19 protein-coding genes are annotated in these 24,073 nt (G+C 46.0%); 6 read left to right on the top strand and 13 right to left on the bottom strand.

Annotation, left to right across the window (positions count from 1 at the left end):
* Positions 1-362: 362 nt before the first annotated feature.
* The gene (locus OQY15_RS04300) at positions 363-3,587 is read left to right on the top strand and encodes a TonB-dependent receptor (protein WP_265788160.1); all 3,225 of its coding nucleotides are present in this window, start codon (positions 363-365) and stop codon (positions 3,585-3,587) included.
* 17 nt (positions 3,588-3,604) lie between these two features.
* Positions 3,605-5,314, top strand: coding sequence for a RagB/SusD family nutrient uptake outer membrane protein (locus tag OQY15_RS04295; protein ID WP_265788157.1), 1,710 nt, complete (start codon positions 3,605-3,607; stop codon positions 5,312-5,314).
* Between the two features lie 70 nt (positions 5,315-5,384).
* Here the strand turns inward: OQY15_RS04295 and OQY15_RS04290 are convergent, their stop codons facing one another.
* The 4 genes from OQY15_RS04290 to OQY15_RS04275 form a co-directional block, all read right to left on the bottom strand.
* Positions 5,385-6,407, bottom strand: coding sequence for an LLM class flavin-dependent oxidoreductase (locus tag OQY15_RS04290; RefSeq protein WP_265788155.1), 1,023 nt, complete (start codon positions 6,405-6,407; stop codon positions 5,385-5,387).
* A gap of 101 nt (positions 6,408-6,508) precedes the next feature.
* On the bottom strand, positions 6,509-7,423 hold the full coding sequence (locus OQY15_RS04285; RefSeq protein WP_265788153.1) for a pirin family protein: 915 nt from the start codon (positions 7,421-7,423) through the stop codon (positions 6,509-6,511).
* Between the two features lie 94 nt (positions 7,424-7,517).
* Entirely contained in the window at positions 7,518-7,814 is a 297-nt protein-coding gene (locus tag OQY15_RS04280) for a GNAT family N-acetyltransferase (RefSeq protein ID WP_265788151.1), read from the bottom strand.
* A 200-nt stretch (positions 7,815-8,014) separates the two neighbouring features.
* A complete protein-coding gene (locus OQY15_RS04275) occupies positions 8,015-8,374 on the bottom strand; it encodes a helix-turn-helix domain-containing protein (RefSeq protein WP_265788149.1) in 360 nt (119 codons plus the stop codon).
* A gap of 129 nt (positions 8,375-8,503) precedes the next feature.
* Here OQY15_RS04275 and OQY15_RS04270 point away from each other — a divergent pair, with 129 nt between their 5' ends.
* Both OQY15_RS04270 and OQY15_RS04265 read left to right on the top strand, forming a co-directional pair.
* Positions 8,504-9,301: an SDR family oxidoreductase gene (locus OQY15_RS04270; RefSeq protein WP_265788147.1), complete on the top strand. Its 798-nt coding sequence runs from the start codon at positions 8,504-8,506 to the stop codon at positions 9,299-9,301.
* An 83-nt stretch (positions 9,302-9,384) separates the two neighbouring features.
* Positions 9,385-9,924: a sigma-70 family RNA polymerase sigma factor gene (locus OQY15_RS04265; RefSeq protein WP_265788144.1), complete on the top strand. Its 540-nt coding sequence runs from the start codon at positions 9,385-9,387 to the stop codon at positions 9,922-9,924.
* Here the strand turns inward: OQY15_RS04265 and OQY15_RS04260 are convergent.
* The gene (locus OQY15_RS04260; RefSeq protein WP_265788142.1) at positions 9,908-10,777 is read right to left on the bottom strand and encodes an alpha/beta hydrolase; all 870 of its coding nucleotides are present in this window, start codon (positions 10,775-10,777) and stop codon (positions 9,908-9,910) included. The two genes, OQY15_RS04265 and OQY15_RS04260, sit on opposite strands and share 17 nt — an antisense overlap.
* A gap of 89 nt (positions 10,778-10,866) precedes the next feature.
* Between OQY15_RS04260 and OQY15_RS04255 the strand changes: the two genes are divergently transcribed.
* Positions 10,867-11,724 (top strand): LysR family transcriptional regulator, encoded by an 858-nt coding sequence (locus tag OQY15_RS04255; protein WP_265788140.1) that lies wholly within the window; start codon positions 10,867-10,869, stop codon positions 11,722-11,724.
* A gap of 2 nt (positions 11,725-11,726) precedes the next feature.
* Here the strand turns inward: OQY15_RS04255 and OQY15_RS04250 are convergent, their stop codons facing one another.
* The 5 genes from OQY15_RS04250 to OQY15_RS04230 all read right to left on the bottom strand — a co-directional run bounded on the left by OQY15_RS04250 (position 11,727) and on the right by OQY15_RS04230 (position 16,365).
* Positions 11,727-12,602: a pirin family protein gene (locus tag OQY15_RS04250; protein WP_265788138.1), complete on the bottom strand. Its 876-nt coding sequence runs from the start codon at positions 12,600-12,602 to the stop codon at positions 11,727-11,729.
* Between the two features lie 103 nt (positions 12,603-12,705).
* The gene (locus tag OQY15_RS04245) at positions 12,706-13,287 is read right to left on the bottom strand and encodes a Crp/Fnr family transcriptional regulator (protein WP_265788136.1); all 582 of its coding nucleotides are present in this window, start codon (positions 13,285-13,287) and stop codon (positions 12,706-12,708) included.
* A gap of 42 nt (positions 13,288-13,329) precedes the next feature.
* The gene (locus OQY15_RS04240) at positions 13,330-14,130 is read right to left on the bottom strand and encodes an AraC family transcriptional regulator (protein WP_265788134.1); all 801 of its coding nucleotides are present in this window, start codon (positions 14,128-14,130) and stop codon (positions 13,330-13,332) included.
* 61 nt (positions 14,131-14,191) lie between these two features.
* Positions 14,192-15,091 carry an SDR family NAD(P)-dependent oxidoreductase gene (locus OQY15_RS04235; RefSeq protein WP_265788132.1) on the bottom strand — a complete coding sequence of 300 codons (900 nt, stop codon included), beginning with the start codon at positions 15,089-15,091 and terminating at the stop codon, positions 14,192-14,194.
* A 92-nt stretch (positions 15,092-15,183) separates the two neighbouring features.
* Positions 15,184-16,365 carry an NAD(P)/FAD-dependent oxidoreductase gene (locus tag OQY15_RS04230; protein ID WP_265788131.1) on the bottom strand — a complete coding sequence of 394 codons (1,182 nt, stop codon included), beginning with the start codon at positions 16,363-16,365 and terminating at the stop codon, positions 15,184-15,186.
* 110 nt (positions 16,366-16,475) lie between these two features.
* Between OQY15_RS04230 and OQY15_RS04225 the strand changes: the two genes are divergently transcribed.
* Positions 16,476-17,438, top strand: coding sequence for an AraC family transcriptional regulator (locus OQY15_RS04225; protein WP_265788129.1), 963 nt, complete (start codon positions 16,476-16,478; stop codon positions 17,436-17,438).
* A 55-nt stretch (positions 17,439-17,493) separates the two neighbouring features.
* Here the strand turns inward: OQY15_RS04225 and OQY15_RS04220 are convergent, their stop codons facing one another.
* The 3 genes from OQY15_RS04220 to OQY15_RS04210 form a co-directional block, all read right to left on the bottom strand.
* Positions 17,494-19,272 (bottom strand): RagB/SusD family nutrient uptake outer membrane protein, encoded by a 1,779-nt coding sequence (locus OQY15_RS04220; RefSeq protein ID WP_265788127.1) that lies wholly within the window; start codon positions 19,270-19,272, stop codon positions 17,494-17,496.
* A 17-nt stretch (positions 19,273-19,289) separates the two neighbouring features.
* Entirely contained in the window at positions 19,290-22,526 is a 3,237-nt protein-coding gene (locus OQY15_RS04215; RefSeq protein WP_265788125.1) for a TonB-dependent receptor, read from the bottom strand.
* Positions 22,527-22,686: 160 nt separating this feature from the next.
* The gene (locus OQY15_RS04210) at positions 22,687-23,994 is read right to left on the bottom strand and encodes an ectonucleotide pyrophosphatase/phosphodiesterase (RefSeq protein WP_265788123.1); all 1,308 of its coding nucleotides are present in this window, start codon (positions 23,992-23,994) and stop codon (positions 22,687-22,689) included.
* Positions 23,995-24,073: the final 79 nt, after the last annotated feature.

Below are 24,073 nucleotides of genomic sequence, written 5' to 3'. Positions count from 1 at the left end.
CTTTTATAAGGCTCTCATATACAATACAATCCTATTGGTAATAATTTTTTTCAAAAAAAATGTTGCACTAAGTGTTGTTTTTACACAAGCTATTTACTACTTTAGATTTACCGTTTTAGGAATAACCAAATATAACTTGTAATCCCCTTTTGTGATGCTTAATCCCGCTGCAATAAATTACAAAATTCTAGCCCTTGCTTCTGCAGATTTGTGCTGCTGTTTTCACGTATATGATAATTTTTCAATAGCCTCAATTCATAAAATATAAATTACTATTAACAATTTAACCTGAATATTCACTCTATTTTTAACCATATGTAAATAAAAATTTTACACCCTTACTATTAACCAAATATATTCTTATGCAACGAAAACTACCACTTATCAAGGGGATGGGAATCCTTTTGCTCATGAGTCTGTGTCTTTCCTTCAATCTGAGGGCACAAACCAAAGTCACAGGGAAAGTCATCGCAGGCGACGACCAGTCTCCGATTCCAGGTGCTTCCATCAAAATTAAAAATGCTCCCGGGGGAACGACCTCCGATGCCAACGGTATCTTTGCCCTCAATGTACCGCAAAATGCAACACTTGTAATTTCTTTTGTCGGTTATACCAACAAAGAAGTACCTGTAGGCAGCCAGACTACATTAAACATTACGCTTGACCCGATTAAAAATGACCTTACAGAGGTTGTTGTAACTGGTTATAGTTCCCAGCGCAAAAAGGATTTAACAGGCGCCGTTGCCGTAGTGAACATCGCACAACTGAAGTCGCAACCTGCGGCCAGTGCGATCGAGTCATTACAGGGTAAGGCTGCCGGTGTGGCCATCATCACTGACGGTGCTCCGGGTTCTACCCCTCAGATCCGTGTCCGTGGTACTACTACGATCAACAACAATGATCCATTGTATGTAATCGACGGGGTACCATATGAAGGGAAACTTTCATGGTTGAGCCAGAACGATATCGAAAGCATGCAGGTACTGAAAGATGCATCGTCATCTTCCATCTACGGTGCACGTGCGAATAACGGGGTGGTGATCATCACGACTAAAAAAGGTGCTTTGGGCGCACCAAAAATCTCGGTAGATAGCTACTATGGTATCCAGACTCCAAGGAAAAACTCTTTCCCTAAAATGATGTCGCCACAGCAGTATGCTGATTACCTGTTTTTAGGATACAGAAATGCAGGTTTAACGCCTTCTACCGGTACCAACTATGGCACGGGATCTACTCCTACATTACCAACGTACCTGCTTGCAGGATCTGCAACGGGACAAAACATCACTCCGGCAGATGCTGACCCTTCAAAATATAACTACAGCAGGGACCCTAACACTTTCTACCAGATCACCCGTGCCAATCAGCAGGGAACAAACTGGTTTGACGAAATCACTGAAAGTGCGCCAACACAAAGCTACCAGTTAAGTGCTACAGGTGGGGGTGAAAATGCGATCTACAGCTTCGGCGGTGGTTACCTGAAACAAAATGGTACCATCAAAAACACTGGCTTTACCCGTTACAACTTCAGGTCTAACACACAGTTCACTGCGCTGAACAACAAATTACGCTTCGGTCAGAATGCACAGTACAGCTATTCTGAAGGTTTCGGATTTGGTGTAAACCCTAACGTTGCCGGTGAATATCAGGATGAGGGTAGTCCGGTATCATGGGCTTACCGTATTCCTACGATCATTCCGGTTTACGATATCATGGGCAATTTTGCAGGTAGCCGCGGAAGTGGTTTAGGAAATGCTGAAAACCCGGTTGCTGTATTACACCGCGCTAAAGATAACATCAACAGAAGTAACTTCTTCTTCGGGAACGTTTTCGGTGAGTATGACATTATTTCGGGATTAACAGCGCGTACAAGCTTTGGTTTGCGTTACGAAAACTACAATGGACAGACTCTACGTTATCCAAACCTGGAGTTCCTTGAAGGTAACAACTCTAACAACCTGAATGAATACCAGGGATATACTACAGAATGGACCTGGACTAATACGTTAAACTATAAAAAGACTTTTGACAAACACGTTATTAATCTCCTTGCTGGTACAGAGGCTATCCGTTCACGCAACAGACAGCTGAATGGCGGAAGGAATGATTTCTTCTTACTGGGCAGCCCTGATTATTACTACCTGAATGCAGGTGCTTCAAACATCAGCAACGCCAGTACAGGAACAATCGGTTCTTTGTTCTCGCTGTTTGCTAAAGCCGATTACTCGTACAATGACCGTTACCTGTTCAGTGCAACGATCCGTCGTGACGGTTCTTCCAACTTTGGACCGGACAATAAGTATGGTTACTTCCCTGCTGTAAGTGGTGCATGGAGAATCTCTGAGGAGGACTTCATGAAAGACAATAAGCTATTCAGTGACTTGAAGTTCCGTGTAGGTTATGGACAAACCGGTAACCAGAGAATTCCTTCTTTCAACTACCTGAGCAGATTCCAGAGTGCAATCAACAGCGCTGGTTACCCATTGGGTGGTGGCAACAATGTGATTTCAGGTGTTTATCAGAATGCTTATGCCAACCCGGCAATCAAATGGGAATCACTGAGCTCGCTGAACGTAGGTTTAGACTTCACTGTTAAAGGTGGTGTGTTTGACGGATCGATCGACTGGTACAACAAGAAAACATCAGATATGCTTTACCCGGTACCATTGCCATCTACAGCAGTAGGTATGGGAACTTCTCCTTTTGTGAATGCTGGTGATATGAGCAACAAAGGGGTTGAGGTAAACTTAGGTTACCATGTAAACCGTAACAATGACAATCCTTTCAAACTTGATCTAGGCGTTAACTTCTCAAGAAACGTGAATAAAGTGGTGAAACTGGCTGACGGTATCACTAAACAACCTTACGGTAACTTCAGAAGTTTAACTACTTCAATCCTTGAAGCAGGACAGCCTTTTGGTTCTTTCTACGGATATAAAGTTGCAGGTATCTACCAAAATGCTGGCGAAATTACTGGCAACCCATCATATACTGGTGCTAGGGTAGGTGGTTTCAGATATCAGGATATTGACGGTGATGGTGCCATCACGCCTAACGACAGAACGATCATTGGTAATCCAAACCCTGATTTCCTGTATTCACTAAGCGTAAACCTGGCATACAAAAACTGGGACGTGGCGATGTTCTTTAACGGTGTTCAGGGTAATGACATCTATGAAGCTACACGTTACTTCACAGATTTCCCAACATTTGACGGTGCAAGAAGCACAAGATTACTGGATGCATGGAGCCCTACAAATACCAGCAGCAACATTCCTTCACCTTATGTAGGTGTGTCTGACTTAGAATATGCTTCATCTAGCTACTATGTTCAGAACGGAAGTTTCTTCAGAATGAAAAACCTGCAGATCGGTTACACGATCCCGGTTAAAGTATTCGGAACAAAACAAGGTATCAGCAAAGTGAGAATTTATGCAAGTGCAACCAACATTTTTACAGTGACAAAATACACAGGCCTGGATCCTGAGATCAGTCAGGAATCAGATACATTCTCAGTACCCGGATTGGACAGGGGTATATACCCATCTCCACGTCAGTACTTGTTAGGTCTTAGTGTTGGATTTTAATTTTAAAAGATAAGAAGATGAAAAAGTATATATATATATCGCTCATAGCTATCCTTGGCACTGTGGTATCGTGTAAAAAGGATTTTATTCAGGGAAGCCCGCAGGGAGAGTTGATTACAGAAAACCTGACCTCGCAAGATGGGGTGGAGGCTTTGCTTACCGGTGCCTATGGTTTGTTAAATGGTAACGTAAATGGAACCTGGGGCAACTATGGTGCCGCGCCTAGTCAGTGGTTATTTGGTGAGGTAGCATCCGATAATGCCCACAAGGGTAGTAGCAATGGTGACCAGCCAAACATGAACTTGATTGAGCAGCACTCGCCAACAAGTACAAATGACAACTTAGCGAATCTTTGGGACAGATGTTTTGAAGGTATCCAACGTTGTAACAATACGATCAGAGTGCTTTCTGCCTTACAGGCAGGACAGGGTAGTGTTAAATTTGACGATACCCGTGCAGCACAAATCCAGGCAGAAGCAAGATTGCTGCGTGCACACTATTATTTTTTCCTGGTACGTGTATTTAAATCTGTTCCGTTGATTTTAGAGACAACTACAGAGGCAGCAGTTGATAATACGCCTGATATTTATCCTACAATTGTATCTGACCTGACGTATTCTGTTGCTAACCTGCCTACAGCAAAACCAAGAGGACAGGTAGGACGTGTTGATAAATATATCGCACAGGCTTACTTAGGTAAAGTATTGCTGTATCAGAAAAAATATCCTGAAGCTTATGCTCAGCTGAATGCAGTGATCACTGCTAAAGCTGACCTGGTTTCTATGCCATATGCTGATAACTTCGACATTGAGAAGGAGAATGGTCCTGAATCGATCTTTGCAGTACAACATGCTGTAGGAACTGACGGTACAGGTGGTGATAATGGTAACGTAGGTGATATGCTGAACTTCCCTTATGCGATTGCATGCTGCGGATTCTACCAGCCTACAATTGACCTGGCAAATGCTTTCAAAGTGGATGCCAATGGTCTGCCATTGCTGGACGGTTCTTACCGCACGAATCCTTATACTTCTGATATGGGTCTTACAGGAGCTGCAAAAACAAACTATGTAGTGCCAACATCACTGGCGCTTGACCCACGTATAGATTATACACTGGGCAGACGTGGTGTAGATTACCGTAAAGGTTATGGCTTGATGCCGGGTGATGCATGGATCCGTGATGCAGGGAATGCAGGACCGTTCGTAGTGGTTAAAAATGTACTGGACCAGGGACAGATCAGTGCCGGTACAGCACCTGGAAGTACAAACGTAACAGGTTTGAACGTGAATCTGATTCGTTTATCCGATATCTACCTGATGGCTGCAGAATGTGCGGTTGAAACGGGCGACCTGCCAAGAGCTTTATTCCTGGTGAACAAAGTGCGTGCACGTGCAGCGTTGCTGCCTCCTAAAACTGTTGCTGGTGGTGGTGTCGCTGCTGCTTACAGGGTAAGTCCTTATCCGGCTTTCGCCAGTGCAGACTATGCAAGAAACGCGGTAAGGATGGAGCGCAGGCTGGAGCTTGCCATGGAAGGACACCGTTTCTTTGACTTAGTACGCTGGGGTATTGCGAAGCAGACGCTGGAAAGCTATTTCAGCTTTGAAGGTGGATACTTTAACTATCTGAGAGGAATTGTCATCGAAGCAAGAGATGATCACTTCCCTATTCCTCAGGATCAGATAGACAGAAGTAAAGGGGTACTTAAACAGAGCCCTGGTTACTAGGAACTCGTTAATTACACTCTCATAGAATGCCCTCAGGTTTTGATCTAAAACCTGAGGGCTTTTTTTATGATTAAGATTTTTGTGCGATCAGCGGAATTACTTTGCTGCCGATCAGTTCAATGGAGCGTTTTAGCTGCTCATGTGTTAGTCCGGCGTTATCCATCTGGAAGGTAAAACGGTCTACACCACCAAGGGCCTCACTGTGTCTTAATAGTTTTTCTGCAACCTTCTCCGGTCCGCCGACAACAAGTACACCGCTTGGCGCAATCAGACTGTCGAACTGGTGTCTGGTTACTGGTGGCCATCCACGTTCACGACCCAGTTTTGTCCACAACTCGGCATAACCAGGATAATATTCTGTGGTAGCAGTGGTATCATCTGTACTTACATAGCCCGGAGAATGCAGTCCTACCTTTAACTGTTCAGGACTGAACCCGGCCTCTTTACCTGCCTGACGGTACAGGTCTACCAATGGTCTGAAGCGGTGAGGCTCGCCGCCGATGATGGCCACCATTAATGGGAGACCAAGGCGCCCCGCACGGGCAAAGGATTCTGGCGTGCCGCCGACACCCAGCCATACAGGCATCTTTTCCTGTAGAGGACGCGGATATACGGGTTGCTCATGCATTGCAGGACGGAACTTGCCCGACCAGGTGATGAATTCCTCATCCCGGATGCGCAACAGCAGATCCAGTTTTTCCTTGAACAATGCATCATAGTCTTTCAGTTCAAATCCAAACAAAGGATAAGCCTCGATGGCTGAACCACGGCCTACGACGATCTCTGCACGGCCTTTGGAAATGATATCGAGGGTTGAAAAACTCTGGAAGACGCGCACCGGATCTGAGGTGCTCAATACTGTTACCGCACTGGCCAGCCTGATGTTTTTTGTCCGGGCCGCTGCTGCAGCAAGAATTACCGCCGGCGCGGAGTCCAGGAATTCCCGTTTATGATGCTCACCGATCCCGAAGATGTGCAGTCCGGCTTCATCTGCTGTTACTATTCTGTCCAGCAGCTGATCCATTGCTACTTCACTACTCAGTGAGTTGCTTCCATACATTGCCGAAGCAAAACTATCTATACCTATTTCCATGATATGCTTTTTAATATGTTTTTTTATAAATGAGATGTTCTCAATTGATACAATCTTTGTGAGCTGTTCTGTTTTTTTTCAGGTCTTGCCTGCAGGTTATTCTAAGACAGCGCATTCGGAGGCGGTCCTCCGGCAGGCTTCGAATTCATGACGGGTAAAGGAATAAACTCTTCGTTGTCGTTTGGCGGCAGTATAATACGTCCCTGTTTCCAGTCCTCCTTCGCCTGTTCTATCCTTTCCTTACGACTGGATACGAAGTTCCACCAGATATATCTTTCGCCAAGATGTTCACCGCCCAGCATCATCAGGGTAGACTGCTCGGCAGCGATGATCAGCGGATCTACGCCCTGACTGAACACCAGCAGTTGCCCTTCCTGATAAAGATTGCCATTTACTGTAACACTGCCTTTAGCGATGTATACACCCCTTTCACTATGTCCTGTAGGGATGCCAAACCTTGAACCCTTTTCCAGCACCACATGCAGGTAAAACAGGGGGGAGGTGGTCTGCACTTCGTTTTTGAGTCCGAAAGCTTCACCTGCGATCAGCCGCATCCAGACACCCTTGTCCGTGAATACCGGTAATTGATCGGCGCTGAAATTTCTGAAAGAAGGATCTGCTTCCTCATCTTTTTCAGGTAAGGCCACCCAGGTCTGGATCATTTCCAAATTTCCACCGGCCCTGATGGCGGGATCTTCGAACCTTTCGCTGTGCGCTATCCCTTTTCCGGCGGTCATCCAGTTCACTTCTCCGGGTTTGATTACCTGCTCTACGCCAAGGGAATCGCGGTGGGTAACCTCGCCGCTGAACAGATAACTTACTGTAGATAAGCCAATGTGTGGGTGGGGCAGCACATCCATATTGCTGAAAGCCGCGGAGGGCATAGCCACCGGACCGCCATGATCCATGAAGATGAAGGGGCCGACCATCCGCCGGAGTTGGTAAGGCAAGATACGTTTGACCGCAAAACCAGGACCTATATTTGCCTGTCGTGATGAAATTACTATGTCCAGCATAATTAAGTTTTATTTCTACTAAGTTACAGGTTATGTCAGCTACAAATCATTGATGTATGATAATATCGTTCTGAGCGCCTGCTGCCAATCTGCTCTAATGAACGTTCGACCAGATATCTGCATAAAGTGTTGGATGGCGTCTGAACTGGGCATATACATAGGGGCATAGCGGAATGATCTTCAAACCGTTTTCCCTGGCATAGCCCACTAACTGATCGAGTAATAGTTTCGCAAATCCTTGTCCCTCATATTCCGGACGAACTTCGGTATGGTAGACCACTAATTTTGCGTGATTGATAGAAATGACCATTTCTCCGGCTTTGGTATCATTTGAGAAAAGCTGCACTTCGCCATAACCATTGTCGTTAAAAACTACTTTTGTATTTTCCATGATGTGCTAATTGTTTAGACCCTTCCTGATGATCATACCGGTACTTATCAGTATTTCGGGTATGATACTTTGTTGCAGGTTGGGCCTGCTAATCTCGTTAACCGGGTAAATGGGCAACGATGATATATATCGAAAAAAAAAGTAGACAAATGTCTACTTTAAAAATATTCAGCTTAAGAAGGCTGAAAGGGGATGGTAAATTAGGGAATTACAGGTTCCCATACAGATTTTTTTTCGGGATCTTCCATGTGTGTCCCCCAGTCGTGCATTGCTTTTAGTACCGGTATGACCGTTTTTCCGAGCTCAGTCAGTTCATACTCCACGCGCGGAGGTTTCTCCATATAGCTGTGGCGGACGATCAAACCATCTTCCTCGAGTTCCTTAAGCTGCTGACTCAGGATCTTCCGCGAGATATCGGGCATCTGCACGGCGAGTTTTCCGAAACGTACCTTCACGCCATTAAGTATCCGGATGAGTACGATCGGTTTCCATTTCCCGCCAATATAGCCCATAGTGCGCACAATAGCGCAGTTATCAGGGTTTTGAAGTTGTTTTCTCATTAGTTACGTCTATGATACCAGTATTTGCCTTTAGTTACCGACTGGTTACCACCAATCTGAGTGGAAATCTGAAATGCCAGCCTCTACTTTAGTTTCTTTGCGAAACAAAAGTAATTTAAATCAAAGACAATGAAAAATATTCAACAGCAGGAGCAGGATCTCCTGGGAAAAATAGCGTTAGTTACAGGCGGCACAAAAGGTATTGGAAAAGCAATAACTGCAAGGCTGATCGCTGCCGGGGCTACAGTCATCGTGACTGCCCGCAATGCGCCGGAGGAGACTACGCTGCCTTATCATTTTATAGTGGCAGACTTGTCGAAGACGGAAGAGGTTAATCAACTGGCTCAGGAGATCAACGAAAAGTTTGGTGGCGTAGATATCCTGGTGAACAACATGGGTGCAAATACATTTCCCGGTGGGGGGCACAGCACGCTGAGCGACGAACACTGGGATCAGGCGCTGCAGATAAACCTGCTATCTTCAGTGCGTCTGGACAGGGCCTTGCTACCCGGGATGCTGGAGCAGAAAAGCGGTGTAATCATTCATATCTCCACTTCCAGCAGCCAGTTTCCGATCTGGGAATCTACCATGGCTTACAGTGCGGCTAAGTCGGCACTAAACTCCTACAGCAAATCCTTGTCCGATGAGGTGGCTCCGCAGGGTGTCAGGGTGGTGACGGTATCACCTGGATTAAATAAAACTGAAGCGATGTCGTCTTTCCTGGATAACCTGGCGCAGAAAGCGGGGATCACAATGGAAGAGATGACGCAGGGGCTGTTTAACCGTGTTGGTGGCGTGCCGATGGGCAGGATGGCGGCGCCTGAAGAAACGGCCGAGCTGGTTTACTTTCTGGTATCACCAAAAGCCTCATACATTACGGGAGCCAATTATATCATTGATGGAGGTAATTTCCCTGTGGTGAAATAGAGCGGGTCAATAATAAACATCAGCAGGCATAGGACTTTTTGAAAAAATTATTGTCCTGCCTGCAGATGACTATTATCTGAACTATGTCCACCAAAGAGATATCTGCGAATCAAACCTCATTTGATCAGCTTTACCGCGATTATTATACCTCGCTTTTAAAAGTGGTAAGACACAAGATTTCCTGCCAGGAGATTGCCGAAGATGTGCTGCATGACGCCTTTATCAAAATCTGGATTGCCCTGCCAAACTATGATCCTGACAAGGGCAGCATTTATACCTGGATGGCTAAGATTTGCTCACATATGGCTTTGGATCAGCTAAATTCAAAATCGTACAGGAAGCAAAATATCACCGGTCAGCTGGAACCGGAGATCAAAAATTTAAACCGCCGTCAGTGTGCGGTACTCAATACCGACCAGATAGATGTGTTGCTGCAGGTACGGCGGCTCCAGAAAACTTATACAGAACCCTTATTATTATATAGTACAGGTTATACCCATACTGAGATCGGGACCCTGCTGGATCTCCCACTCGGTACAGTAAAAAGCCGGATCAGGGCAGGATTGATAATTCTGAGAAAGAGATGGGCATACGATGCACTGCCATCTAGGCAGGAAGTGTAACCATAAACTCAAGAATTTCTGCTCCGATTGCTGCAGCGTGTGTCTCCAGCGCAAAATGACCGGTATCGTAAAACTTTACTTTCGCATCCTGTAAGTCCTTCTTATAGGCTTCGGCACCTGCCGGTAAAAAGTAAGGATCTTTATTTCCCCATACCAGTAAGACCTTCGGCTGGTATTTCCTGAAATATTCATGGAATTTGGGATACAGCGCAACATTGGTCCTGTAATCTTTCACCAGGTCGAGCTGAATCTCGATGTTGCCGGGCCTGTCCAGGAAATACTGATCCAGCGTGTATGCCTCCGGGGCAATCAGTGAGGGATCGGTCACACCTTCATGGTACTGAAACCAGGTAGCCTTTTCTGAAACGAAGTCGCGCAGTGCTTCACGGTTGGCCTGTGATGGATCTCTCCAGTACTTTTGGATAGGCTCCCACTCTTTGCTTAACCCTTCTTCATAGGCATTTCCGTTTTGGGAGATGATGCCGGTGATCTTCTCCGGGTTGGCCATCGCCAGTCGCAGTCCCACAGGGGAACCATAGTCGAAGATATAAACCGCAAAGCGCTTGATACCTAGCTGATCAATAAAGCCCTGTACAGTATCTGCAAGGTTGTCAAATGTATAGGAGAACTGATCGTGGGCGGGTGCATCAGAGTATCCGAAACCCGGAAGATCAGGTGCAATGATATGATACTTTTCCTGAAGCTGCGGAATCAAATTGCGGAACATGTGTGAGGATGTAGGGTATCCATGCAGTAGGAGCAGGATGGGAGCATCGGCTCTGCCCGCCTCTCTGTAAAAGATATTTAAGCCCTTTACTGTAATGTTGCGGTAATGAATTGATGTATTTTCCATTGTCATGATTTTTATATCAAATTTAAAGCTCATATTTGATTATATAAAACGATTAGATGTGATATTAAGTATCACCTTTAGTGATGGGTATGAATACAAACGATCTGAAGATATTTGAAGCGGTAGAAGCGACCGGCAGTTTTACAAAGGCCGCAAAGGCGATGTTTACTGTGCAAAGTAACGTAACGGCGAGAATTAAAAGCCTGGAGGAAGAATTTGGTGCCCCTCTGTTTCTCCGAAGCTCCCGCAAGGTGGAGCTCACTCCCGAAGGGCATATCCTGATGAAATACTGCAAGCAGATCGGGCTCCTGATTGAAGAGGCAAAAGTTAATATCCAGCATGGTAGCAAGGTTATTGGCAACCTGAAAATAGGATGTATAGAAACCACCATGGCCTTAAAAGTTCCGGAGACACTCAGGCATTTTGAAGAGAAATATCCCGACGTAGAGTTGGAATTTAGCTCTGCCATGAGGAGCGCACTGATTGATAGGGTACTCAATTATGAGCTCGACGCTGCTTTTGTTTCCGGTCCCATCAATAACAGTGGTCTGGATCAGCTCAGCATCAGGGAGGAGCAGCTTGTGCTGATCAGTGCTGCTGAAGGACCCAGCCTTAAACATCTGCTGGCTAAGGAGCCGCTGAAGATCGTGGTATTTGGCGAGGGCTGTATTTTCAGGGCCAGACTGGAAGCCTGGCTGAGCTCCAAAGGCATTGTACATTATAAGAGTACTGTGCTCAACTCTATCGAGGGGATCATCAATTTTGTAGAGGCAGGAGTGGGGATCAGCTTGTTGCCGGAAGAAGTGATCACAAGCTATTACGCCGGGCGAAAAATCTCCAAACATGGATTGAACAGGGAGCTTGGTACCATGAATACCCTACTGATTTCCAGAAAAAATGAAACACGCTCAGCTGCCCTGAGCGCGTTTATGGGAATGTATCAGTGATGCTAAACCCTTCCGGCGTCTGTCTTGATTTTACCGTAGTTGCCGGCATAGAAGTCGCGGTAAGCATCAGCTATTTCGCCAGAAGTATTCATCACAAAAGGGCCCTTGGCGACAATAGCTTCTGTATAAGGCTCGCCACCAAAAAGGATGATATCGGTAGCTTCCTGCAATTTGTTTACCATTAGGATGTCGCCCGCGGCCCTGTCGAATTCTATGAACTCTCCCTCTCCAAATTCATCTCCGTTTAATATCGCTTTCTGACTTGGCAGGAAAGCAGCGACTTCAATTTTTTCATCGATCGTAATGTTAAAGCTATGTCCCGGCTGAAGCTGGATATGGTATAAAAACTGTGTGGTGTAATTGGGAATGATGGATTGCAGATCCTCGTAACTGCCAACAATTACTTTAATCCAGCCAGCATCATTTGGTAAGTTCTTTTGTGGGACCATTTCACTTTGTATCGCTAAATATTCTGGTTGCTCTGCTTTATTTTTCGCCGGAAGGTTAATCCAAAACTGGAAAGCATGAGTGCGGTTATTGTCTGTTTTAGAGTCAGGTTGCAGAGTTTCATCATGAAGCACACCATGGCCTGCTTTCATCCACTGGATGCCCCCGGAATATACCTTTGCATAGTTGCCGGCACTGTCAAAATGCTCGTCCTCGCCGTCAATGATATAAGTTAATGTAGCTATGCCGCGATGCGGATGTGCGCCGGTGCTGCTATCTACAGGCGAGGTATGTACTTTGGGACTGATATGGTCCAGGAACACAAAGGGACCAACAGCATCAGTATATCTGTTCGCCAGAATCCGGTAGATGGTGAGGTCTCCGATATCTGCTCTTTGTCCTTTGGTTGAAAAACTGGTTTTCTTTTGCATATTCTGATTGCTTTAGATTTGAAGCAAAAATGCATCGGGCAGCCCGGAAAAAACGATGATCTATGACGATAAAGAATATAGATAAATGTCTATGATAACGCTCTTACTTCTGTAGTCCTTTTTTGCGTACCCTACTCAGGGTATCTTTTGAAATACCGAGGTACGAAGCGATGATATGCTGCGGGAAACGGTTTACAAAATAAGGATGGCAGTCGACAAAATCCTCGTAACGCTGTTCTGCAGTACCACTGATCGCCGACGTGATTCTCCTGTGTGTAGAGATGTTGTTGCGTTCATCGAGCTTGAGTAACATCTCATTAAAAGCCGGGAAGTCACTGGTGAGCTTTGCTACACTTTCCCGGGTCACCAGCAGCACTTCACAATCTTCCCAGGCGTCCACGCTGTAGGCACTTGGAGTAGAAAAAGAGAAACTTTCGCGGTCGCCCGCCCACCAGTTTTCAATATACAGATTAACGATATGCTCTACACCTTTCTGGTCTGTATGATACTTTCGCATGGCACCTTTGATGATGAATGCAAATTGTTTACATATGGCACCCTGTTCTAACAGACACTGCCTTTTCTTAATCTTCTTAGGAACGAAATAACTTTCAATGATTTTGAAGTCGTCCTCAGTGATCAGATTTGTAGCGTAGTTGTTGATATAATTGAATAATGGGTGCATGCAGGATAATTAATTATTCAAAGTTAGGTAATATTTTTTGTATCAGACCTCCTTGGGCGCGTAGCCAAACTGTTTCTTGAAGGCGTAGGAAAAATGCGAGAGGTTCTCAAAACCAACTTCACGGAAGATCTCCACAGGTTTTTGCTGGTTTGCTGACAGCAGGTAATGCGCCAGCTTCAAACGTTTTTCTGTTAACCAGCGTTGGGGTGTAGCACCGTAAATCCTACTAAAATCACGCTTGAATGTCGTGAGGCTACGACCAGTCAGGAAGCTGAACTTATCCAGCGTCATGTTGTGCATATAGTTCTGCTCCATAAAATCTGCCAGGTCAATCTTTCCGGGTTCCGAGAAATCGGATAGGAATGCATCCACACCCTGATCAATCGTTCGCAGAATCGTCAGTGCTTCTTCGATCTTTAAGGTCACCAGTTTTTCGGGCAACTCCTCATGGAATTCCAGATATGGGATCAGCGATGCGAAGTAACTTTCCAGCAGCGGATGTCTATCGAAAGCTTTTACTGCCGGCACGTGCGCTGTATTCTTCTCAACAGGATTTGCAGCATAGTATTCCCTGAGGCGTTTCGTTTTCAACATAATCAACACACACTGATAGGGCTTATCATCTTTTGGGTACTGTACAACAGTGGACAACTGGCGGCGGGGCAGCAGAATCGTGTCACCGGGCTGGAATATCCGGGAGCTGTCCGACTGCGTGATTTTAATTTCTCCGGAAATAATCCTGACAAAACAGTGGTCATCAAGCATCACCTCATTTTTCAGATACTTCTCGGAGAGACAAGTGATTACCACCTCGGCAGCAGGATTGCGCAGCTTTTTTTCCATTGATCAAATTTACGAAAATGAAGAGCATAACCAACCTCAGCTGATTATGCTCCTGTTTGAGTTACTGATTGTTGAGATTGTCCTGAGTCTTGACTTTAGTTAGGTGTGATAGCTGGAAAGCCTCATATACTTTTTCATTTGCTTCGGCCAGTTGTTTATTTAACGGAGCCACAAGATCACCCATAAACATCCTGTCTACTTCGGTTCGCATTGGGCGGGTTCCCTGGGGCATGTTCAGCAATTTGAGTACCGCTGCAGGGATGGGATCCAGGCTCTGGTCAGGATTAGCCTCAAAGACACTTTCTATGGATGCCAGCATGGCTCCGGGAAGGTCTTTTGTAGCCCCGTAATCTGCTGCCCGTTCCTGCTCACTGGGCTGTAGCAGCGAACCGATAAACTGGGTAGGGAAGGCTCCCGGTTCGATGATGCAGGACTCGATACCTAAATTTGATACTTCTGTGCGGTAGCTTTCGGCCAAAGCTTCGGCAGCCCATTTGGAAGGACTGTAAGGGCCCTGGAAAGGTACCGCGAGTCTGGCGCTGAGGCTTGATATCAGGATGAGGAGTCCATGCTGCTGCTGTTTCATAAATGGCAGAACACTGCGCGTCATACGCTGTACGCCAAAGACATTTACGTCAAATACCTTCTTCCAGTCGTCTGCAGTAAATGCCTCCTGGATTCCTCCGGCGCCCAGTGCCGCGTTATTGATAAGGATATCTATGCCCCCCATTTTTTCTGCGGCAGCACGTACACCCTGTGCTACACTTTCATCGCTGGTGACATCAATCTCCACCACATGAACACCTTTCGCTTGCAGTTGTTCAGCGGCTTGTTTGTTTCTGCCTGTGGCATCGCGCAGAGCGCCGGTAATGTGATAACCTTCGGCAAGGAGCGCCCCGATGATAACCGTTCCGAATCCACCGGCAGCGCCAGTGATCAGTACATTCTTTTGTTTATCCATTTCTTATTGTCTTTAAGATTCTGATGACAAAATTACTGTACCGAATACTGGCAAACTTTGTTTAAACGTTCGATTTTACATTGTTCAAAAGGCTATTCTGCTGCGGTACCAGCAGGCCCTTCAAACATCTGCAACAGCTTCCGGAGACCATCAGGGGAATGCATCAATTCTGTATTATCCAGTGTTTCCTGTCCGATTTTAGCAAAGCGTTCAAACATCTGCTGTTCATAATGGCCTATGGCGGTTTTCAGGTTTGGCTGACTATCATCTGTCAGGCTTTCGCTGAGTTGCAGGGCATCCAGCATCGCCATGTTTACCCCTTCGCCGGCATAAGGAGGCATGAGATGAGCTGCATCTCCGATGAGTGTAATGTTGGCATGTGCTTCCCAGTTTTGATCCAGCGGCATGCAGTACTGCGGTCTGGGATTAAAGGTAGTACCTGCATTTTTGAACAGTTCCAGCCAGATATCGCCCCAACCTGCATATTCTTTCCTGAACCAATCCATTACCTGCTGATGGTCTCCGAAATCTATACCGCTGTCTTTGGCCCAGCTGTCTTCTACTCTCCAGCCGGCATAAAAATCAATGCTTCCATCGCCCTTGGCACTCATGCTGAGCGTTTTTGAATTATTCAATCCCATGATCTTTCCTCCTTTGAGTAAGCTATTGACGTTGGGGCTATTCTTTGCCGCATCTGCGACATTTGCTTCCAGAATGGTGACTCCGGAATAAAAGGGTTTGATAGGGGTAACGACAGACCTGATTTTGGAGTTGGCTCCATCGGCACCGATCACGATATCCGCCGTTGCGGTATGTCCATTTTGAAAGAAGATCTTCCATTTTTCGCCTTCCGCTTCGATGCTCCTGATATGGCGGTCCCAGATCACAGTATCGGGTTGGAGTGAATCCAGGAGGAGATTTCGCAGTGGCCCACGGTCAATTTCAGGTCTGAAATATTCATCTCCGAAATCCGCTTTGCTTTCTTCTTCATGATCATCCAGAAAGATCTTTCCGTATTGGTCGACAACCCGGAGCCGGTCGGCATCAGGTCTGTAAACTTGCTTAAAAGCTTCCATTAGCCCTGCTTTCTCCAATGCCAGCAATCCAGACTCATAATGAAGGTCCAGCGTAGCCCCCTGTGCCCGCACTTCGCGGTTGAAATCCCTTTCATAAACTATAACAGCGGCTCCCTTTTGTTGTAGCAGACGTGCCAGCGTTAATCCACCCGGGCCAGCACCTATAATTGCTATTTCCTTATCTTTTAATAACTTCATTTTCGTTCCTGATATTTATCAAAGATAGATCGTATATTGAGGTTAAAATAGCAGTATTTGATCATAAAATAGTCGGAAAACAAAATAATCATGATCTTTATACCTATCAGATGAAGATATCAGTTACCGACAAAAAGGGCTCCGGGATCATGCTGCAGTTTGCGAGAGCAATAGGGGCAAAGATCGAGGGACGGTTTTTTTATATCCCCCCGGAAAAGGGCGAAGGGTATATTACCGGTTTTTCTTTTGGAGAAGAAATGCGGATACTGATCAGGAACTACTACCTGAAGGAGCAGATTGAGCTGGACCGTAACAACGAGTTTGCGGAGGGACAGGACGATGTGATCTTTATCTTAAGCGGGATCTTCCCATCTTTTGACACTGCAGGACTCAGGATCGAGCAGCCTAATGTTTTTATCTGTAAACAGGAACTCTCTTCGCAGCTGATCATGGCTTCGCACACGATCTTCAGGAGCATCACCATTGCAGTCTCCCGGAGGTACCTGGAAAAGATTTTTGGAACACTATCCCATCCGGTAGTGAAGAACATCCTGCATTCAACTGCGCAGTTTGCCTTTGAGACCAGAGTCTCTTCGGAAATGATCCGTACGGCTACGGAGATGCTGGAGCGGCGGTTTGTAGAAAGTATCGAGAGCCATTATTACAGGTTAAAAACTGAGGAACTGTTATGTCATGTGTTTTCATTGTTGATACAACGGGAAGAGGATAGGCTGACCGGCATGCATATCAAAGATATCGAGGCCATTTACGCAGTGAAGCAGCAGTTGTTATCAAATTTGAATTCTAACGCTAATATTGCCCGGCTGGCACAACAGGCCGGAATGAGCGAGCCCAAGCTACGTAAGTTATTCCGGCAGATCTTTGGAAAAGGTATCTTTGAATACTACCAGATGATGCGGATGCAGGAAGCGGCCGATTTACTTCGTAGCAATAAGTTCAGTGTTTCTGAAGTGGGTTATCGGCTTGGCTTTAGCAATATGAGCCATTTTTCGAGAGTGTTTGAGCAGCATATCGGCATGAAGCCCAAGAAATACTCCGCCGCAGTTTCATAAAAAGAGCCGGATCATCCTTGAATGCCCCGGCTCCCTTAATAAACAACTGCTGAAATTATTGCCAGCCGGCATTTTGTCCCAGTGCAGGATTCCGTTGTAAATCTGCCTGCGGAATAGGGTAGTAGTACATTTTATCGTCCCATTGGCGAACAATCTCATTCATCCAGGTCAGCTCACCAGAAGTATTGCTTTTCAGGCGCTGAGAGTTTACTGCTGCACCAATTGTAGGGGAAACGTTCACATAAGTAACGCCTGCCACTGCCGGTGTTGGTGGGGTACCTTGAAAGAACGCTACATCAAGGATACCATCCTCATTGAGGTCCATCGGTGTATTCAATGCAGGTACATAGAAACCATTCCATTCCTGGTTCATGAGCGCTCCTCTTTTCCATCTCAGGATATCACTGAAGCGGAAGCCTTCAAGACTCAGCTCAATACCTCTTTCCCTTCTGATTTCCAGGATCGTAGGATCAGCGATACCCGGGAAGTAGTTGGCGATCAGGTAAGGGTCGGCTACCACAGGTTTTGTGTTCAGTCCGCCTGTAATGCCAGCCCGGGATCTCAGTACACCAATAGTACTTGCCCATTCAGCATCCGTCAGCGTACCCAGTTCGGCCTTTGCTTCTGCATAGTTGAGCAGTACTTCGGCATATCTGAAGAGCGCAATCGCATTGATATTTAAGGCACCTGCATCATAATACATGTCATCCAGCGTCCATTTGATCGGCTGATAACCCGTAAAAGTATAAGAGAATACTGGCGGAGCCGGAACCTGCACGCCGTTGCTGATCCGTTTATAGTCGCCCGAACGAATCGTCTGCTTTAACCTCAGGTCCCTGTTTTTCACCTCATCTTTGAATAACTGCGTGCGGTAAGAAGGGTCATTTGTATAGGGCGTACCGTCCAGTTTCAGATAGGTATTGATAAAAGTTCTCGTAAAACTCGCCTTTTCACCATAAGTACCGCTGGTCCACCACCAGTTGGCTTCATTAAGTACACCCAGGTTAACATCAGCCACTGCTGATTGCAGCACTTCTGCCGCTACCGGCGCAGCACTCGTAAATACCTGACGGTAAGATACCCCTGCACCACCGGCAGTATTGATACTGTATCCACCCTTATCCATGATTTCCTTTGCGGCACTGGCAGCATTGTCCAGCCAGGTATTGGCACTGGCCTGCAGGTTGAGTTCGGTATGATACTTTCTGTAGGTACCCTCAAACAGGCATATCCTCGATTTATAAGCATAGGCCACGTATTTGGTTACCGTAGTACGACTCGGGTCGTTGGTTGCCGTGATGTTCGCACAGGCAAAGTTGATATCTGCCAGTACCGAATCCATTACCAGTTCACGTTTGTCCCTGCCGGCAACCAGCTTTGGATCATTTACGTCAAGCGGTTTACCGATCCATGGCACATCTCCAAAGCGTTTCACCTTCTCCATGTAAAAGTAAGCCCTGTAATATCTCGCGATACCGAGGTAGTTGTTCCTGATCGCTACAGGAACTTTAGGATCATTACAGTTTTCGATAAAATAGTTGATGTTTCTGAGATCCCTCCACTGCCAGCTCGTGTCTGAAGTAGAAGTAAAAGCCCCGGGTCTGATAAAGTTGTTGACACTTCGTACTGCCAGGTAATCAGACATTGCATCTTTGCTGGTAGAGTTTTTTGGCAGGAAGCCCATGCCATAGAAGGAATTGGAGTATAATCTCAAACCACTTTCTGTACCAAAGACAGCTTCCCTGGTGGCTGTAGATTCAGGTACCTGATCAAGCTTTTTACACGCGGCAAAAGCTAAAATACTCAGGAATAACCATATATATTGTTTTTTCATCTTCATTGATTTTATGATTAAAACGTAACGCTTAGTCCAAGCGAATAACTTTTCAGCAGGGGATAGTTATAACCATCACCATTTTTTGAATCTTTATTCAGATCTTGGTCGCTAGGTACAGCATTTTCTACATCTATAGTTTTTACAATTTTGTACAGCGGAGAGTAAGTCCAGAGGTTTTCTCCTGAGAAGAACACCTTCGCCGTGCGGGCACCGATTTTTGATACCAGTCGCGCCGGCAGGCTGTAACCTAGCTGCAGGTTTTTCATTCTCAGGTACATCACGTTTTGCAGGTACCTCGTCTGAGCTACACCCAGTTCCCTGTTGGTATTGCTGGATGCCGCGCGGGACATCGTTCTTGGAAAATACGCATCCGTATTGTCCGGAGTCCACATATTGCCCAAATGAAAGGTCGGGATGTTATTGTATGGCCTGTTGTACTGTCCCCAGAACATCTCTGTTTCTGTACTTGGGTACCATTGCTGTTTACCTACACCCTGGAAGAAAGTACTGATGAAGAAGTTATTCCATTCAGCCCCCAGGTTAACGCTGTACAGGTAACGCGGAGCAGAATTACCGATGATCTTTCTGTCACCAGGATTGTTCACTGAGTTGGTACCCACATTGATCAGCCCATCGCCATTAAGGTCCTTCAGTTTGATATCGCCTGGTGCCCAGATATTGGTAGGGGATGCCCTCATCTGCGGACTCTGTTTGGCATGTGAATCGATATCCGCCTGGTCGATAAAGAAACCTTCCGTTTCGTAACCCCAGATTTCGCCGATCGTTTGGCCTTCGTAGTAATCGCTCAGTAGTTTGTCAGGATTGTTGTATCTCGTAATTTTCGATTTGTTATCTGCGATGGTCAGGCGCACGTTGTAGCGTACCGGCTTGCTGGAGTTACCAATCAGGTCGCTCCATGAAACCGAAGCTTCCCATCCTTTGGTACGTAAATCTGCGTAGTTGCCTTTAGGTACTGCTGCCCCGAATGTTGCCGGAGCCGTCAGACCTACGGTAAACATGTCCGTAGTGTTCCTGATATAGGCATCTGCCGTAAAGTTCAGGCGGTTGTTAAACATCCCGAGGTCGATACCCACGTTGGTAGTAGTAGAAGTTTCCCAGGTAATCCCGTCAGGTAATACTGCAGGAATCTTAGTGGTTTGAGGTCTTGTACCATTCAGGATGAAATCGGCCTGTGTAATATTAAACAGCTCCTGGTAGGCATAGGAATCAATATTTCCGTTTCCTAAGGAACCATAGGAAGCACGCAGTTTAAAGTCTGAAATAACCTTTGGTGAAACCTTCCAGAACCCTTCCTGATTGATTCTCCATCCGACAGAAACCGATGGGAAGAAGCCGTAGCGCTGATTTGAAGGGAATTTGGATGATCCGTCATATCTTGCATTTACCTCTACCAGGTACTTGTTTTTGAAGGAATAGTTTAAGCGGGAGAAACCACCCATGATAGCCCACTGGTCATAACCACCACCGGTATTGATGGAAGTACCCAGCGCCAGGTTCAGGTCGTCTGCATCTTCGAAGATCAGACCATTACGCTGTACCAGCAACCTGTTGTAGGTAGACTGCTCATAGTTATAACCAGCCATAAACTTCAGGTAATGATCATTTTTGAAGGTATTCTCATATTCTGCATACACGTTGGTAGCCAGGTATTGCGTTTCCTTCTGCTCAAACCTCAGGTCGTTGGTAGTTGTACCCACATAAGCAAGCTGCCCTACACCAGTGCTGTAAGGCACCTGCACACGTTTCTGTTCCGTATCGTTATTGGTATTTCTGAAGGTAAAGTCTGCATTTACACGAAACTTGTTATTGAAGAAGTTAGATCTCAGGCTCGTGATGTTCCTGAATACCTGTTTTTTTGTGTCGATACCATTTTTGCCGAGGTAGAAGTCGCCCACGGTATAAGCACCCGTAAAAGTTAAAGAGCCATCCGGATTCAGCATTGGCATCGTAGGGTGACCTTCATCAGCGATGTTCCTCCAGATACCGCCTCCTTCACCCACGTTGATCGGGTTGTGGTAATTCATCACCGAGTAATCCGCGTTATTCTCCACCTTCAGCCATGGAAAAACCTGTACCGAACCTTTGGCCCGCAGGTTTTTCATATTGTAGTCGTCAGAATTGTATTTGAAGAGTCCGTCCTGCTTCAGCGTACGCGCCGAGAGGAAAAAGTCAGCTTTGTCCGTACTTCCCGTTACAGAGAGATTGTTCTCCTGTGCAAAAGTATTGTCTTTGTACAATTCTGAATACCAGTCTGTACTTCCATAATAAGTATATTCACCGGTTACTGAGTTCACCTCCACCTGATTGTAAGGCTGACCAGATTCTACACGTCTTTTAAACTCATCCAGGTAAGCCTGTGAGAATTTCTGTGTTTTGTTCGCATTTTGCGGGAAGGCACCATCACCGTTTACGAAAGCTTCAGCAAACATCTTAGACCAGGTATAACCATCGGTAACAAAGTCTGGCGTCTGCAGGGGACTTTTGATGGCGAAGTTTGTAGAAAAGTTAATGCTTGTTCTTCCTTTTTCTGCTTTTTTAGTAGTGATGAGCACCACCCCGAAAGCACCACGGGCACCGTAAATTGCTGCCGAAGCCGCATCTTTAAGGATCGATACCGATTCTACATCATTTGGGTTCAGCACACTTGGATCACCCTCGAAGCCATCAATGAGCACCAAAGCATTTCCGCCCTGACCGATGGAAGTAGTACCGCGGATATTGTACTGTGGCGATTGGGTTGGTTTACCGTCGCCCATTCTGATATTGAGGTTGGGCAGTACCCCCTGCAGTCCCTGTGTAAGGTTTGGGATAGGGCGACCCTCTAATGCATCACTCCGCACCTGGTCGACCGCCCCCGTAAGGTTCGCCTTTTTCTGAACGCCATAACCTACCACTACAGTCTCATTTAACGTTTTAGCATCCGATGCAAGGCGTACATTGAAAGTACTCTTTGTCCCCGGTGCCAGTTCCTGAGTGATATATCCGATTGACGAAAATACGAGCGTCGCTTTATCATTTACATTTTGTAACTGATACTTTCCGGAGCCGTCCGTCACTGCATGTGTTTTTTCACCCTTCACCACGACGTTTACGCCGGGTATGGGTTGATTCTCATTGTCCGTCACCGTACCCTGCACTGTCTGCGCCTGTGCAAAAACAGTGGTGCAGAGTAAAAGCAAGGCTACCGGCACGACCTTTCTGAGGGATTGTGTGGTAATTTTTAGATTCATACGCTTTAAGTTTGGCTGCAAACTTATCCTAAGCGTATTAACCCTGTAACAAAAGCAGTTAAAGTATAAGTGTATTTGGATGTTAAAAAGTGTTAAATTTTATCAAAAATTTAACACTTTCATTATCATTTGATGATAGACTGGTGATCTGCAGTTTATCTTATTTTAATAAACCCGCAGGTATTTTTCCATCCACCTGAGGGAAAGGTATATCCAGCAGTTTTACGATGATGGGCGTCATATCGCGGAGGTTCATTTCTTCGATCACAGCCCCTTTGCGGATACCCGGACCATGCGCTACCAGTCCTGTGCGAATATTCTTTGTATCAGGGAAATGGCCGTGGGTACCGCCTTTACCAGCTTTCACTGCCTCACCAGTCAAGGATGTGCTGAAAGTAGCATCATGTTCACCTGTAAGTGCAAAAGCTACATTAGGGTTAAATCCGCCTTTGCTGAGCTGCTCTTTGCTGATGAAACGGTAGTATTGTTTCACGCTGTCTGGCTGTTTATCCAGCAATGCTTTTACCTTTTTTGCAGTCGCCTGGTCGGATGGATCTTTCAGGTACAGGAATGCGGATCCACCGGCATTGTTAAACTGCGCCTTCCAGTCGCCACTCTTCAGATCCGTAATTAAACCTGCTTCTTTGAGCCACACATTTGGCGAGATCGTTTTTTTGATATTGTAAAACCCATGGTCGCCCCCAATGAGGAATACCGTGTTTTCCCAAATACCCGCTGCTTTGAGTGCATCGATGATGATGCCTACAGCTTCATCCGCATCGGCCACTGCCTCATCTACTTCTTCACCCTCGCGCCCCTGCACATGCTGCGCATGGTCGGCAGAGAATAAATGGATTGTCATCAGCTGTGGTTTGCTTTTGCTGATCACACGTGCTGCGATCTTAGCCACGTTCTGGTTCTTTCCGGCATCGATTTTATCAACACCACCGAATACCTCATTTTTTACTTCGGCATAAAAACCCTTTGGCAGTGAATATTGCTCACGTACCTCATCACCAAGACTACCGATATCAGGAATATTGTAATCCACAGGGGCATTGGCAGAAACCGGCCAGTACAGCGAAGCCACAGTCATGCCTTTGGCTTTAGCGGCTTTCCAGATGGTGGTTACGTGGATGGAGCTGTCCTGCCAGTACGGCTGCTGTTTTGCTCCATCAGGAGTAAAAACATTATTGTAAAAAACGCCATGTTTAGCTGGCTGCACACCAGTGATAATTGTAGTGTGCGAAGGGTAGGTGACAGAAGGGAATACGCTGTTTACACCTTTAGCATAGGCACCGTCTTTCATCAGCGCACGCAGGTTTGGCGTATGCCATTTGCTATCCAGATAAAAATCAGGGCGAAAGCCGTCGATAGTGAGAAAAATCACATGTTTTGCGGTCTGTGCGCTGAGCTGTCCCGCCGCAATAAAAAATAAAATAAGGGTAATTGATAACTTCTTGTTCATACCAATAAATGTCCCTCAAATATTGTTAACTTATGATTATCCTATCATTAATGTACGTCAGGCTTCAGATAAAAAAATG

The organism is Pedobacter sp. MC2016-15 (assembly GCF_026239695.1).
Classification (GTDB): domain Bacteria; phylum Bacteroidota; class Bacteroidia; order Sphingobacteriales; family Sphingobacteriaceae; genus Pedobacter.
The sequence above is the reverse complement of the archived record's forward strand: the minus strand, read 5'-3'. Positions and strand labels throughout refer to the sequence as shown.

What these genes read in the sequence shown, in the direction of transcription:
- OQY15_RS04280 (WP_265788151.1), bottom strand. Translation starts at nt 7,814, where the DNA reads ATGGAAAATACAAAAGTAGTTTTTAACGACAATGGTTATGGCGAAGTG.
- OQY15_RS04255 (WP_265788140.1), top strand. Translation starts at nt 10,867, where the DNA reads ATGAATACAAACGATCTGAAGATATTTGAAGCGGTAGAAGCGACCGGC.
- OQY15_RS04285 (WP_265788153.1), bottom strand. Translation starts at nt 7,423, where the DNA reads ATGCTGGACATAGTAATTTCATCACGACAGGCAAATATAGGTCCTGGT.
- OQY15_RS04295 (WP_265788157.1), top strand. Translation starts at nt 3,605, where the DNA reads ATGAAAAAGTATATATATATATCGCTCATAGCTATCCTTGGCACTGTG.
- OQY15_RS04265 (WP_265788144.1), top strand. Translation starts at nt 9,385, where the DNA reads ATGTCCACCAAAGAGATATCTGCGAATCAAACCTCATTTGATCAGCTT.
- OQY15_RS04300 (WP_265788160.1), top strand. Translation starts at nt 363, where the DNA reads ATGCAACGAAAACTACCACTTATCAAGGGGATGGGAATCCTTTTGCTC.
- OQY15_RS04220 (WP_265788127.1), bottom strand. Translation starts at nt 19,272, where the DNA reads ATGAAAAAACAATATATATGGTTATTCCTGAGTATTTTAGCTTTTGCC.
- OQY15_RS04245 (WP_265788136.1), bottom strand. Translation starts at nt 13,287, where the DNA reads ATGCACCCATTATTCAATTATATCAACAACTACGCTACAAATCTGATC.
- OQY15_RS04290 (WP_265788155.1), bottom strand. Translation starts at nt 6,407, where the DNA reads ATGGAAATAGGTATAGATAGTTTTGCTTCGGCAATGTATGGAAGCAAC.
- OQY15_RS04275 (WP_265788149.1), bottom strand. Translation starts at nt 8,374, where the DNA reads ATGAGAAAACAACTTCAAAACCCTGATAACTGCGCTATTGTGCGCACT.
- OQY15_RS04260 (WP_265788142.1), bottom strand. Translation starts at nt 10,777, where the DNA reads ATGGAAAATACATCAATTCATTACCGCAACATTACAGTAAAGGGCTTA.
- OQY15_RS04230 (WP_265788131.1), bottom strand. Translation starts at nt 16,365, where the DNA reads ATGAAGTTATTAAAAGATAAGGAAATAGCAATTATAGGTGCTGGCCCG.
- OQY15_RS04235 (WP_265788132.1), bottom strand. Translation starts at nt 15,091, where the DNA reads ATGGATAAACAAAAGAATGTACTGATCACTGGCGCTGCCGGTGGATTC.
- OQY15_RS04225 (WP_265788129.1), top strand. Translation starts at nt 16,476, where the DNA reads ATGAAGATATCAGTTACCGACAAAAAGGGCTCCGGGATCATGCTGCAG.
- OQY15_RS04250 (WP_265788138.1), bottom strand. Translation starts at nt 12,602, where the DNA reads ATGCAAAAGAAAACCAGTTTTTCAACCAAAGGACAAAGAGCAGATATC.
- OQY15_RS04270 (WP_265788147.1), top strand. Translation starts at nt 8,504, where the DNA reads ATGAAAAATATTCAACAGCAGGAGCAGGATCTCCTGGGAAAAATAGCG.
- OQY15_RS04210 (WP_265788123.1), bottom strand. Translation starts at nt 23,994, where the DNA reads ATGAACAAGAAGTTATCAATTACCCTTATTTTATTTTTTATTGCGGCG.
- OQY15_RS04215 (WP_265788125.1), bottom strand. Translation starts at nt 22,526, where the DNA reads ATGAATCTAAAAATTACCACACAATCCCTCAGAAAGGTCGTGCCGGTA.
- OQY15_RS04240 (WP_265788134.1), bottom strand. Translation starts at nt 14,130, where the DNA reads ATGGAAAAAAAGCTGCGCAATCCTGCTGCCGAGGTGGTAATCACTTGT.